The organism is Stenotrophomonas genospecies 5 (assembly GCF_054473825.1).
On the sequence record NZ_JBTMUW010000004.1, the window covers coordinates 98,806 to 111,454 of the forward strand.

14 protein-coding genes are annotated in these 12,649 nt (G+C 67.7%); 9 read left to right on the top strand and 5 right to left on the bottom strand.

Going from position 1 to position 12,649, the window contains the following annotated elements; genetic code table 11:
• Window positions 1-59 precede the first annotated feature (59 nt).
• Complete coding sequence (locus tag ACX9OW_RS19515) at window positions 60-419, top strand: histidine triad nucleotide-binding protein (protein WP_128989833.1); 360 nt, start codon at window positions 60-62, stop codon at window positions 417-419.
• Window positions 420-497: 78 nt separating this feature from the next.
• Here the strand turns inward: ACX9OW_RS19515 and ACX9OW_RS19520 are convergent, their stop codons facing one another.
• The 4 genes from ACX9OW_RS19520 to ACX9OW_RS19535 are packed head-to-tail and all read right to left on the bottom strand — an operon-like array spanning window position 498 to window position 4,861.
• Window positions 498-1,022 carry a Slp family lipoprotein gene (locus ACX9OW_RS19520; RefSeq protein ID WP_065175952.1) on the bottom strand — a complete coding sequence of 175 codons (525 nt, stop codon included), beginning with the start codon at window positions 1,020-1,022 and terminating at the stop codon, window positions 498-500.
• Window positions 1,019-2,968, bottom strand: a complete 1,950-nt coding sequence (locus tag ACX9OW_RS19525) for a transglutaminase family protein (protein WP_459062709.1) — start codon at window positions 2,966-2,968, stop codon at window positions 1,019-1,021. Before ACX9OW_RS19525 ends, ACX9OW_RS19520 begins: the two co-directional genes overlap by 4 nt.
• A complete protein-coding gene (locus tag ACX9OW_RS19530) occupies window positions 2,961-3,905 on the bottom strand; it encodes a DUF58 domain-containing protein (protein ID WP_459062710.1) in 945 nt (314 codons plus the stop codon). Before ACX9OW_RS19530 ends, ACX9OW_RS19525 begins: the two co-directional genes overlap by 8 nt.
• Window positions 3,906-3,907: 2 nt before the next feature.
• Window positions 3,908-4,861: an AAA family ATPase gene (locus ACX9OW_RS19535; protein ID WP_459062711.1), complete on the bottom strand. Its 954-nt coding sequence runs from the start codon at window positions 4,859-4,861 to the stop codon at window positions 3,908-3,910.
• 42 nt (window positions 4,862-4,903) lie between these two features.
• On the opposite strand from ACX9OW_RS19535, the gene ACX9OW_RS19540 reads away from it, so the two are divergent.
• Window positions 4,904-6,745: a glycosyltransferase family 39 protein gene (locus ACX9OW_RS19540; RefSeq protein WP_053519089.1), complete on the top strand. Its 1,842-nt coding sequence runs from the start codon at window positions 4,904-4,906 to the stop codon at window positions 6,743-6,745.
• Window positions 6,746-6,762: 17 nt separating this feature from the next.
• Here ACX9OW_RS19540 and ACX9OW_RS19545 read toward each other — a convergent pair whose 3' ends face one another.
• Window positions 6,763-7,332: a Maf family protein gene (locus tag ACX9OW_RS19545; protein WP_053519091.1), complete on the bottom strand. Its 570-nt coding sequence runs from the start codon at window positions 7,330-7,332 to the stop codon at window positions 6,763-6,765.
• A gap of 113 nt (window positions 7,333-7,445) precedes the next feature.
• Between ACX9OW_RS19545 and ACX9OW_RS19550 the strand changes: the two genes are divergently transcribed.
• From ACX9OW_RS19550 to acpP, 7 genes are all read left to right on the top strand, one after another.
• Complete coding sequence (locus ACX9OW_RS19550) at window positions 7,446-7,955, top strand: YceD family protein (protein WP_049404889.1); 510 nt, start codon at window positions 7,446-7,448, stop codon at window positions 7,953-7,955.
• A gap of 107 nt (window positions 7,956-8,062) precedes the next feature.
• Window positions 8,063-8,257: a 50S ribosomal protein L32 gene (rpmF, locus tag ACX9OW_RS19555; protein WP_005408308.1), complete on the top strand. Its 195-nt coding sequence runs from the start codon at window positions 8,063-8,065 to the stop codon at window positions 8,255-8,257.
• Window positions 8,258-8,350: 93 nt separating this feature from the next.
• Entirely contained in the window at window positions 8,351-9,328 is a 978-nt protein-coding gene (locus ACX9OW_RS19560; RefSeq protein WP_459062712.1) for a beta-ketoacyl-ACP synthase III, read from the top strand.
• Window positions 9,329-9,403: 75 nt separating this feature from the next.
• Window positions 9,404-10,186, top strand: coding sequence for a BUD32 family EKC/KEOPS complex subunit (locus ACX9OW_RS19565; RefSeq protein WP_053519095.1), 783 nt, complete (start codon window positions 9,404-9,406; stop codon window positions 10,184-10,186).
• A gap of 188 nt (window positions 10,187-10,374) precedes the next feature.
• Window positions 10,375-11,319, top strand: a complete 945-nt coding sequence (fabD, locus tag ACX9OW_RS19570) for an ACP S-malonyltransferase (RefSeq protein ID WP_459062713.1) — start codon at window positions 10,375-10,377, stop codon at window positions 11,317-11,319.
• Between the two features lie 82 nt (window positions 11,320-11,401).
• Window positions 11,402-12,145, top strand: coding sequence for a 3-oxoacyl-ACP reductase FabG (fabG, locus tag ACX9OW_RS19575; protein ID WP_053519099.1), 744 nt, complete (start codon window positions 11,402-11,404; stop codon window positions 12,143-12,145).
• A gap of 152 nt (window positions 12,146-12,297) precedes the next feature.
• Entirely contained in the window at window positions 12,298-12,537 is a 240-nt protein-coding gene (gene acpP / locus ACX9OW_RS19580) for an acyl carrier protein (RefSeq protein ID WP_053519101.1), read from the top strand.
• The last annotated feature ends 112 nt before the right edge of the window (window positions 12,538-12,649 follow it).

The window sequence follows — 12,649 nt, forward strand, 5'->3', positions numbered from 1 at the left end:
TGGCCCTTTGAAGGGCGGGGGTTGCCTACAATGCAGGCGACATTTCACCGAGGCCGACCATGAGCAACGAAACCCTTTTCAGCAGGATCATCCGTCGCGAGATTCCGGCCACCATCGTCTATGAAGACGAGGACGTGCTGGGCTTCAAGGACATCGCGCCGCAGGCGCCGGTGCACGTGCTGTTCATTCCGAAGAATGAAATCATTCCGACCCTGGACGACCTGCAGCCTTCGCAGGCGCACCTGATCGGCAAGCTGGCCCTGGCGGCGGCCGAGTATGCGCGCCGCGAGGGATTTGCCGAGCAGGGCTACCGCATCGTGATGAACTGCCGCGAGGATGCAGGGCAGACCGTGTTCCACATCCACATGCATCTGCTGGCCGGCGCGCCGCTGGGCCATTTCGGCGCGCCCGGGAAGTAAGCGCCGGCCGGCGCGATGCCGTGCAAGCAGAAGGCCGCCCGGTGGGCGGCCTTCTGCGTCATGCGTACCGGAGGGGGGTTACCACCAGCCCCAGCGGCCGTAGCCCCAGTACGGGCCATACGGGCCCGGGCCCCAGGGGCCATAGGGGTAGGGCACGACGTCGACCTGTCGCTGCTCCGGCCACAGGTAGATCACATCGGCCGACAGCTTCGGCAGGCGATAGTCGTACTCGCCGATGCGGGTGTTCTGGTAGCCATCGATCTTGCCGATGAAGGTCACGTCACGGCCGGGTTCAAACACCGCCGGATCGTAGAAGCCGGAGCGGCAGGCGATGAAGCGGCCGTCGCTGGCATCGGACGAGGTGGTGTTCGGCCGGCCGGAGGCGTTGAGCGGGCGCGAGATCATCTGGAAGCAGGTCTCGCCCTGGCCGGGCTTGGTTTCGATGATGCGGCCGCCCCAGCGCACGGGCGTGCCGACCTGCTGGGTGGCGACTGAATCGCGCGGGGAGACCAGGCTGAACTGTCCCTGCAGCGGCTTTGGGGCCGTGGCGCAGGCCGACAGGGCCAGCGTGGCCACAGCGGTGAGAAGGAACTTGGTGTTCATGGGGAGGCTCCGGAAGTCGGGCGATGCCTGCGCAGGTCCCGCAATAATGAAGCGAGGTCGGTGCAAGTTCCAGCGTAGCGCGCGTCGGCGAAACGCTGGCTGAGTGCCAGCAGGGCCGGATCGGGCCGGCACGCATGGACGCGACGGGCCCAGAGCAGTGCCGGCTCGTGCGGTTCGCGGGCCAGGCCGAGCCGGGCGTAGCGCCGGCCCAGGCGGTGCCAGGCGCGCAGCAGCGGGTCGCGTTCGCGCTCGCCCCGGGCCAGCAGCCATGCCATCCACAGCACGGCTGCCAACGCGGCCATCACGAAGCCTGACAGCAACTGTCCCGGCTTGATGTCGTCCAGGCCCAGGGGCCTGAACAGCTGCTGCTGGCGGCGCGCATCGAAGGACAGCACCAGGTCGTTCCAGCCACGGCGCAGCCAGTCGCCCATCTGACCCAGCTGCAGCCAGCGCTGTTGCAGCGGATTGCCGGCGTCTGCCAGCAGGCGATCGTCGAGGGTGTCCAGGATGCGTTCGGGGGCGACGGCGGCCGTGGGATCGACCCGCACCCAGCCCCGTTGCGGCAGCCAGACCTCGGCCCAGGCGTGGGCATCCATCCGCCGCACAACCCAGTAGTCGCCCACCCGATTGCGCGTGCCGCCGGCGAAGCCGGTCACCACGCGGGCCGGAATGCCTGCATTGCGCATCAGCACCACGAAGGCCGAACTGAAGTGCTCGCAGAAGCCTGCCTTGTAGCCGAACAGGAATTCATCGATGGGGTCGCGGCCGGCCACGGGCGTGTCCAGCGTGTAGGAGAAATCGGTGGTGATCCACTGCAGGGCGCGACGTACCACGGCCTCATCGTTGCTGCCCGCCTCCTGCCGCCACTGCCGGGCGAGGGTGGCGGTGCGTGGATTGAAGCCGGCCGGCAACTGCAGCGCTGCGCGTCGCAGGTAGGGGGGGAGCGCGCTGTCGAAGTGCTGCGGCGGCGCCGAGTGCAGGCGCCACCGGCTCAGCGCCGACAGCGTGCGGTCGCTGAGCAGGCTCATGTCCGCATCCAGCGTGCTGCCTTCCGGCGCACGGGTGGGCAGATCCAGTGCCACCAGCTGGCGGCGGTCGGTCGGCTCGTAGTCGATCTGGTAGTCCCAGCCGCGCGCACCGGCATCGACGATCGCGGGTGGGCGCTGCGTGCGGGCACGGTCACGGGTCCAGCGTCGGCCATCGAAGTCGGTCAACACCGGTCCTCGCCAGTAGCGCTGGTCCGGATCGGGTACGGCGCCGAAGAACTGCACCCGCAGCGCAGGTGTGTCGTCGGCCATCAGGTCCAGCCACTGCCCCGGCTCCATGCTGTCGGACAGGCCCGGCGTACTGACCGCGCGTTCGGGTACGCCCCACAGCGGCGTGGACAGACGCGGAAACAGCCAGAACGACGCCAGCGCCAGTGGCAGGCCCAGCGCCAGCAGCCGGCCGACGCCCTTCAGCTGGCCGCGCAACGGCAAGGCGTCGGCGTGGCCCTCGCCCTGTGCCAGGCGCTGCAGGGCCAGCAGTGCACAAAGGCCGGCCAGCGCCGCCAGCAGCGTGGTCAGCGGGCCCTGGTCCAGCAGGAAGGCGGCGAATGGCGAGAACAGCGCAAAGCCCAGCAGGCTGCGTGCATCGCGCAGGCTGCGCAGCTCGCTGGACTTGATTGCAAGCATCGCGGCGAGCAGTGCGCAGCCGGTATCGCGTCCGGGACGGACCAGGCCCATCTGCCAGACGATGGCGGCCAGCATGCCCAGCACGAGCAGCAGGCGCACCGGCATCGGCAACACGCGTCGCCACGACAGCGCGGCCGTCAGCAGCGCAGCCAGCGCGATCACCGTGGCCAGCATCGGCGGCAACTGCAGCAGCAGTGGCAGCAGCGCAAGCGCAGCGCTGGCCAGGGTCCAGGTGCGGGCGTTGCGGTCGAGCGTGGGCGCGGCGTCAGTCATGCGGCATCAGCGCCAGCGCGCGCAGGCAGAGATGGTGATGGCTGGCGCCCTGTCCCGGCCCCAGTGGCGGATGCGAGGGCAGCAGCAGGGTGTAGCGGCGACCGCCGCGTTCGGCCATGTCGATCCAGCGCGCCAGGCGTGCGATGCGCGCTTCGGTCGGCAGTGGCGCCAGCGTGTGCCAGTCCAGCACGACCTCGATGCCGACCGGCTTCTCGTACTCACGGACCAGCAGGCTGTCGCGGCGCGCGGAGTGCTTCCAGGCAATGCTGCGTGGCGCGTCTCCGGCGCGGTAGGGGCGCAGCTGGTGCAGCTCTTCGCCGCTGGCGTGGGCGCGGGTGTGCAATGGATCGTTGCCGCGCTCCGGCAGCGCGGGGGCCAACGCTTCGGCCTGGGGATACACCAGCAATGGCTGTTCCGGCCACACCCACGACCACGCACGGACCAGGCCCAGCGGTTGCGTGGTGGACAGGCGGATGCGCGACAGCTCCCGCCAGCCGCGACGTTCGCTGGGGACGTCCAGCTCCACTTCGCCGCGCCCCTGTGCCGGCAGCGAGGTCCAGGCCTGGCTGTCGCCCAGTTGCAGGTGCAGCCCCTGTCGTGGCCGCGGATCACGCAGCGACAGGTCCACGCGCAGCCGCAGCGGCTGGCCGGCAGGCACCGGCTCGGCGGATATCGCATCGATCTGCACGCCCGACAACTGCAGGTGCGCGGCAATGGCGCTGGCGATTGCCGCCGCCGCCAGCAGCAACGCCAGCAGCAACGCGGGGTTGTTGTTGTAGTTCAGCGCACCCAGCAGCATCGCCGACAGCAGCGTGGCGACGAACAGGCCGAAGCGTGTAGGCAGCACGTAGATGCGGTGGCGGTTCAACCGCTGCGGCAGTGCTTCCGGCGCACGCGGGCGTGCCAGCAGCTGCAGCCGCGCCCAGCGCGAGACCACGCTCAGTCCACCGTGACGGTCTGCAGGATCGCGCGTGCCAGCGCAGGCCCGGAGCTGGACTCGGCTTCGGCCACCAGTCGATGCCCCGCCACCGCCACGAACAGCGTCTGCACGTCTTCGGGAATGACATGGCTGCGGCCGAGCAGCAGCGCATGCGCCCGGGCTGCACGCAGCAGCGCCAGTCCGGCACGAGGCGACAGCCCTACGCGCACGCCTGCATGCTGGCGGCTGCGGGTCAGCAGGGCCTGCACGTAGTCGACCAGCGCGTCGCTGGCGTGGACCTGGCCTACGGCCTCACGCAATGCCCGCACCTGCACTTCGTCCAGTTTCGGCATCGCACGTGCGATCAGGTCGCGGCGATCGGTGCCGCGCAGCAGCTCGCGCTCGGCCTGCGGGCTGGGATAGCCCATCGCCAGCCGCAGCAGGAAACGGTCCAGCTGCGAGTCGGGCAAGGGGAACGTGCCCGACAGGTCCACCGGATTCTGGGTGGCGATCACGAAGAAGGGGGCCGGCAGCGCATGCGTCTGTCCATCCAGTGTCACCTGCTGTTCGGCCATGGCCTCCAGCAGCGCGCTCTGCGTGCGTGGTGGCGCGCGGTTGATTTCATCGGCCAGCAGCACATGGGTGAACACCGGGCCGGGATGGAACTGGAACTGGCGACTGCCTGCCTCATACACCGATACGCCAAGCACATCGGCCGGCAACAGGTCCGAGGTGAACTGCACGCGCTGGAAGCCCAGGCCCAGACTGCTGGCCAGCGCGTGGGCCAGCGTGGTCTTGCCGAGGCCGGGCAGGTCCTCGATCAGCAGATGTCCACCGGACAGCAGCGCGACGAAGGCGAGCCGCACTTCCGGAACCTTGCCCAGCACCAGCGCGTTGACCTGATCCTGGGCCTCCCGCAGGGACTGGCGCAGTTGATCGGTTAGCATGCTGGGACTGGGGGACGAAGCTGGCATGATCGTCTCTGATCTGGAATCTCCTCGATTATCCATAGAGCAATGCAGGGCGAACAGCGCGCACGGACGATTTTTCTCTGGTTATGGACGCTGGTCACAGCGGCCAAGCTGGTGGTGGCCGCGCGCCTGCCACTGTTCGTCGATGAAGCGTTCTACTGGCAGGAAGGCCAGCACCTGGCGGCGGCCTATTCCGATCTGCCGGGCCTGACCGCGTGGATGGCCCGGCTGGGCGTGGAGATCGGCGGTCATCACGTGCTGGCCCTGCGCCTGCCGTTCCTGGCGATAGGTGCGTTGCTGCCCTGGCTGGTTTCGCGCATCGCCACGCGCTGGTTCGGTGCCGTGGCCGGTTGGCAGGCAGGCAGCCTTACTCTGCTGATGCCACTGTCGGCCACGCTGGGGCTGCTGGCGGTGCCGGACGTACCCATGGCGCTGGCGGCCGTGCTGTGCCTGCACGCGGGTGCGCGCCTGCTGCACAACGTGGACGCATCATCGGCGATGAAGCTGGCGTTGGGCCTGCTGATCGGTGCGCTCAGCCACTATCGCTTCATCGGCGTGATCGGCGTCGGCTTCATCGCGTTGCTGGCGTTGCCGCAGGGCCGGCGCATGCTGGCCGATCCGCGGGTCTGGGTCGCGCTGGCCATCGGTGTACTGGCCTGGTTGCCGTTGCTGGCGTGGAATGCGGACAACCACGATGCCGGGCTGAAGTTCCAGGTGGTCGAGCGCCATCCCTGGGCGTTCGAGTGGGGTGGGCTGTGGTTCCTGGTGATCCAGCCGATGCTGGTCACCCCTATCCTGTGCATCGCGATGTGGAAGGTGGCGCTGGCCGGCACGCGCAGCGGTGGTGGTGCGCGCGTGCAGTGGCGCTACTTCGGGCTGGTGGGCGGCGTATCGACGCTGGGCATCTTCCTGCTGGGGTTCTTCACCGATGTCGAGCGCATCAGTTTCCACTGGCCGCTGCCGGGCTACCTGGCGCTGCTGGTCGCGGTACCGGTGGTGCTCAATGGATGGCCGCGCTGGCTGCGCAGGACAGGGTGGTGGCTGGCAGGGCTGGGCATGGTGCTGGCGTTCGGCTACTACCTGATGGCATCCACGCCGGCACTGCGCGAGCAGATGGCCGGCAGCAAGTACTACCCGCGCAATTTCGCCGGCTGGGAGCCGTTGGCCACGGCGGTCCGCGAGGAACTGCAGCAGATGCCGGAAGGCACGCGTGTCCTGGCCGGCAACTTCAAGGTGGGGGCCGAGCTGGGCTTCCAGCTGGGCGATGGCGATATCGAAGTGTTGCCGCACCCGCTCAACGACAAGCATGGCCGCACGGCGCAGCTGGCGCAGTGGAACTTGGTGCATGCCGGTGAGCGCACCGCGCCCATGCTGCTGGTGCTGTCACCCAGCGACCAGCGGTACCGCGAGCTGCTGGACCGCTATCACGCGGTCTGCGAACAGGTGGGGCCGCTGCCGGCACCACGGATTGTCAGCAGTGACCACGGCTTCCAGCGCTTCCTGCTGTTCCGCCTGCCGGCGCAGCGCGCGCCGGGGCCCTGCGTGACGCCGGCGATGGCGTGGCTGGATGCGCCGTCCAATGGCGAGAAGGTGTCCGGCACGCTGGCGATCCGGGGCTGGGCCTTCAAGGACGGCGTCGGCCTGGCGCGCGTGGAGGTGCTGGTCGATGGCCGCTCGATCGGCGATGCACGCTACGGTCGCGAGTTCGACCTGCGCCCGGCCTGGCCGGACAGCACCGATCCGCAGCATCCGGCCGTGGGCTTCGATGCCAGCCTCGATACCTCCGTGCTGGCACCGGGCAAGCACTGGCTGGGCCTGCGCCTGTACGGCCACGACGGCAGCGTGGAAGCATGGCAGGAGCAGCCGTTCGTGGTGGAGAAGCGCTGAAGGCGCTACCCCGGGGCTCAGGGCACCCGGAATCCGGCCCTGCGCAGCACGCCGCACAGGGCGATCAGGGGCAGGCCGACCAGCGCAGTGGGATCGCGGCTGTCGATGGCTTCGAACAGGCTGATGCCCAGTCCTTCGCATTTGAAGCTGCCGGCACAGTCAAGGGGCTGCTCGGCAGCGACATAACGGGCGATTTCCGCGGCATCAAGATGACGGAAGCGCACTTCGGTCAGATCCAGCGCTGCGAAAGATTCTCCGTCCCGTGTGAGATTGAGGGCGGTGTGGAAGCGTACGGTGCGTCCGGCCATGGCCGCCAACTGCGCACAAGCGGCATCGACCGTGCCTGGCTTGCCCAGTGGCCGGCCTTCCAGATCGGCGACCTGGTCCGAGCCGATCACCCAGGCGCCCGGGTGGCGGGCGGCCACATCGGCCGCCTTGGCCGCGGCCAGGCGTACCGCCAGATCCAGCGGGGCTTCACCGCTCAACGGCGTTTCATCCACCTCCGGGCGCGCGCACTCGAACGGCAGGGCCAGCCGCTGCAGCAGTTCGCGGCGGTAACGGGAGGTGGAGGCCAGGACCAGGGTCATGCAACAATACCGGGGCAGGGTGCGGCAGTCTGGCCCGGCCTGACTGCCAGCGGCAAGCCTCATGTGGCGGGCATTTGACAGCCGCCGCCCGGATCCTTAGTATTCAGCGGCTTATGTCCGCGAACGTGCCCGAAACGCTGGATGCCTGGCGGATGGTTGTAGCGCGAAGGCGCTTCGACGGTCAGGTGTCCCTGGCTGAATTGACCCGCCTGCAGGGGTTGGTCGCAGATACCGACGGCGAGTGCGTGTACTCGCTTGAGTTCGGTCGCGACGACGTCTTGCGGGTATCCTATGTGGAACTGACCATCGACACCGCGCTGCCGCTGACCTGTCAGCGCAGCATGCAGCGATTCCTGTTGCCGGTGAAGGTGACCCAGAGGCTTGGCCTGATCCGCGACGAGGACGAGGAATCGTCCCTGCCGGAGGAGTACGAGGCGTTGCTGGTGCCGGAAGATGGCCAGCTGCGTCCGCTGGACCTGGTCGAGGACGAACTGGTGCTGGCGGTGCCGGTGGTACCGCTGTCACCCGACGGTGAAGCAGTCGACAAGGACTGGGCACCGAGCGAAGAAGAAACGAAGAAGGCCAACCCGTTCGCGGCGTTGGCGGCGTTGAAGAAACAATAGCAGCCGGTTGTCGTCGGCGGCTGCGGCGAAAGCGAAAAGTGTGCTGGGCGCTGGCGTCCTGTGCGACGAAACGACGAAGCAAAACGAACCGAGTTTGGAGCAATCCCATGGCTGTCCAGAAATCCCGTGTTACCCCGTCCCGTCGCGGCCAGCGTCGTTCGCATGACGCCCTGAGCGCCAAGCAGCTGTCGACCGACCCGACCACCGGTGAAGTGCATCTGCGTCACCACATCACTGCCGACGGTTTCTACCGTGGCAAGAAGGTCATCCAGACCAAGACCTCGGCCGTCGAAGAAGATTGATGTGCCGGGAAGGCCGCTGCCCGACGGGCAGCGGCCTTTGCCTTCTTTCCCCGGGCGTGCCGGTGATCGGCGGCCCGCGCAACAGGAAACATGATGAGCAAGCGGATCTACTCGAGGATCGCGGGCACCGGCAGCTATTTGCCGGAAAAAGTCCTGACCAACGCCGACCTGGAAAAAATGGTCGAAACCTCGGACGAGTGGATCCAGACGCGCACCGGTATTCGTGAGCGGCACATTGCGGCCGAAGGCGAGACCACCAGCGATCTCGGCTACGAGGCTGCGCTGCGTGCGCTTGAAGCGGCGGGCATCGACGCTTCCCAGCTCGACATGATCGTGGTCGGCACGACCACGCCTGATCTGATTTTCCCGTCCACCGCGTGCCTCATCCAGGCCAAGCTCGGTGTGGCCGGTTGCCCCGCCTTCGACGTCAACGCGGCCTGCTCGGGCTTCGTGTTCGCGCTGAGCGTGGCCGACAAGTTCATCCGTTCCGGCGACTGCAGGCACGTGCTGGTGATCGGCGCGGAAACCCTGACCCGCATCGTCGACTGGAACGACCGCACCACCTGCGTGCTGTTCGGTGATGGTGCTGGCGCCGTCGTGCTCAAGGCCGACGAGGAAACCGGCATCCTCAGCACGCATCTGCACTCTGATGGCAGCAAGAAGGAACTGCTGTGGAATCCGGTCGGCGTTTCGGCCGGTTTCAAGGACGGCGCCAATGGCGGCGGCACCATCAACATGAAGGGCAACGACGTGTTCAAGTACGCCGTCAAGGCGCTGGACTCGGTCGTGGACGAGACCCTGGCTGCCAATGGCCTGGACAAGTCGGACCTGGACTGGCTGATCCCGCACCAGGCCAACCTGCGCATCATCGAAGCCACCGCCAAGCGGCTGGAAATGTCGATGGACCAGGTCGTAGTCACCGTCGATCAGCATGGCAACACCTCGTCCGGCTCGGTGCCGCTGGCGCTGGACGCCGCGGTCCGCTCGGGCCGCGTCGAGCGCGGTCAGCTGTTGCTGCTGGAGGCCTTTGGTGGCGGCTTCACGTGGGGTTCGGCCCTGTTGCGCTATTGATAGTGCAAGTTACGACAACGTGAAGTCTGTCGTTGCGGCCCTCCGGGGCCGTAACGCGTTTAAGGAGGTCCTGTCATGGTTGAGCCCATCGTCATCGACGGGCAGCGCGCCTGGCTGAAGCAGTACGGCAAGGGAAGCCGGGCCATGGCCCTGGGTCTGCTCAACTTCGTCGCCCACCGGTTCCAGCTGGACGCGCTGCGTCCGCCACCGCACCGGGGCGGTGACGCCGCACGCGAGGTCGAGGCCCGCCGCCTGGGTGAACTGCAGGCACAAGGGGTGAACGTGCCCGACGTGATCGGCAGCGGCCATGCCGCGCTGGTGATCGGTGACAACGGCAGCTCGTTCAACACCTGCCTGCGCGAGGCCGATGACGCCGGGCGGGACCGGCTGGTGATGGCCGCAATGCGGGCACTTGCCGAAGCACACAGCCGTGGCGCCTATTTCGGCCAGCCGCTGCCGCGCAACCTCACCTGGGATGGTGAGCGGGTCGGTTTCATCGACTTCGAGGAAGATCCGCTGGAAGTGATGGATCTGGCCGAAGCCCAGGCGCGCGACTGGCTGATGTTCGGCTATGGCGTGGCCAAGTACTACGCCGACCGGCCCGACTGCCTGCAGGCGATGATGGCCGAGGCGATCGGCACCGTGCAGGCGCCGGTACGCGAGCACGTGCACGCTGTGAGCGGCCGCCTGCAGCGCCTGGCCCGGGTCTGCATGAAGCTCGGACGCTCGGCGCGCACGCTGGCCCATTCGATCTTCATCGCGCACGGCGCCACCACCATGGGGGTGCTGATGGTGGTCGGGCTGTGCATGGACTTCTTTGCCGATGGCGAGCTGGACATTCTGCAGTTGTTCTGCTGATTGCATCCGCCGGGCATGGCCCGGCGCTACCGGAGCCGTTCACCGGGCATGGCTTGGCGCTGCCGCAACCGTTCGCCGGCCCGGCATTGCCGGCGCGCTCCATACGCCCTGCATACGCGCACGTACAGACGACACGGCGGATTCACCCTTATCATGGCCCGCTTCGATTGCAACAAGCGGATGACCGCGTGACCGTATCCACCCTCGCTTTTGTCTTCCCCGGCCAGGGCTCGCAGTCTGTGGGCATGGTGGCCGAGCTGGCCGAGCTGCACCCGCAGGTGCGTGAGGCCTTCACCGAGGCATCCGATGGTGCCGGCGTCGACCTGTGGGCGCTGTCCCAGGGTGGCCCGGAGGAAATGCTCAACCGTACCGAATACACGCAGCCGGCCCTGCTGGCGGCGAGCATCGGCGTGTGGCGCGCCTGGAACGCCGTGGGTGGTCCGCGCCCGTCGGTGCTGGCCGGCCACAGCCTGGGCGAGTACACGGCGCTGGTCGCCGCTGGCGCGCTGAGCCTGCATGACGGTGCGCACCTGGTGCGCCTGCGCGGCCAGCTGATGCAGGACGCGGCTCCGGCCGGCGTGGGCGCCATGGCCGCCGTGCTCGGCGCCGAAGACCAGCTGGTGCTGGACGTCTGCGCCGAAGCAGCGGGCAGCCAGGTGGTGGTACCGGCCAACTTCAACTCGCCCGGCCAGATCGTGATCGGTGGCGATGCGGCAGCAGTCGACCGCGCGCTGGCGTTGCTGGCCGAAAAGGGCGTGCGCAAGGCAGTGAAGCTGGCCGTCAGCGTGCCCTCGCATACCCCGTTGATGCGCGAGGCCGCCAACCGTCTGGCCGAAGTGATGGCCGGGCTGTCCTGGCAGGCTCCGCAGCTGCCGGTGGTACAGAACGTCGATGCCCAGGTGCACGAGGGCGTGGATGCCATCCGCACCGCGCTGGTCCAGCAGCTGTACCAGCCGGTGCAGTGGACCGGTTGCGTGCAGGCCCTGGCCGCCCGTGGCATCACCCAGGTTGCCGAATGTGGCCCGGGCAAGGTGCTGACCGGCCTGGTCAAGCGCATCGACAAGGCCATCGACGGCCGTTCGCTGGCCACCCCGGGCGACTTTGAAAGCGCCCGCGAGGCATGGTCGGCCTGATCGCCCCTGTTCCTGCCGACTCTGCCAGTGGCCGCTGCACGCGGCGCGGGTGGGGCGGCTGCCCCCGTCTGAGGAAACCATCATGAGCAAGCCCCTGCAGGGTGAAATCGCACTGGTCACCGGCGCCAGCCGTGGCATCGGTGCCGCCATTGCCGATCTGCTGGCCGCCCAGGGCGCCACCGTCATCGGCACCGCCACCACCGAGTCCGGCGCTGCTGCGATCGGCGAGCGCCTGGCGGCCCACGGTGGTCACGGCCGCGCGCTGAACGTCACCGATGCCGCCGCACTGGACAGCGTGCTGGATGGCATCGCCAAGGAATTCGGCCCGATCTCGATCCTGGTCAACAACGCCGGCATCACCCGCGACAATCTGCTGATGCGCATGAAGGACGATGACTGGGCCTCGATCATCGACACCAACCTGACCAGCGTGTTCCGCACCAGCAAGGCGGTCATGCGCGGCATGATGAAGGCACGCAAGGGCCGCATCATCAACATCGCCTCGGTGGTGGGCGTGACCGGCAATGCCGGCCAGGCCAACTACGCGGCCGCCAAGGCCGGCATCATCGGCTTCAGCAAGTCGTTGGCCAAGGAGATCGGCTCGCGTGGCGTCACCGTCAACGTGGTCGCGCCGGGCTTCATCGACACCGACATGACCAAGGCACTGCCGGAAGAAGCGCGCACCGCGCTGATCAACGACATCGCCCTCGAACGCCTGGGTTCGCCGGAAGACATCGCCCATGCGGTGGCCTTCCTGGCCAGCCCGGCTGCCGGCTACATCACCGGCGAAACCCTCCATGTGAACGGCGGCATGTACATGCCGTAAGCAAGGGGCGCACGGATTGCGCCGCAAGTGGTTGATCTGCGTGGATTTTTGCTGCAATGCAAGGGCGCGCCGGTTTCCACTACACTATCCCACGGCCATCGCCCTTGATGGCGACCACTTTTGAACCACAACTCCATCTGGAGCGAGATCCCATGAGCACCATCGAAGAACGCGTCAAGAAAATCGTCGTCGAACAGCTTGGCGTCAAGGAAGAAGAAGTCACCACCAGCGCATCGTTCGTCGATGACCTGGGCGCTGACTCGCTGGACACCGTCGAGCTGGTGATGGCGCTGGAAGAAGAATTCGAGTGCGAAATCCCGGACGAAGAAGCCGAGAAGATCAGCACCGTGCAGGCCGCCATCGACTACATCAAGGCCCACGTCAAGGCCTGATGTCAGACGGCAGTGCGCGTGCGGGCATCCGCCCGGCGCGCACCGCACCCCATGGGGCCGCTGTTGCGGCCCCGTGTGTTTGCGCATCACACCGAAGCAAACCGCGTTGCCC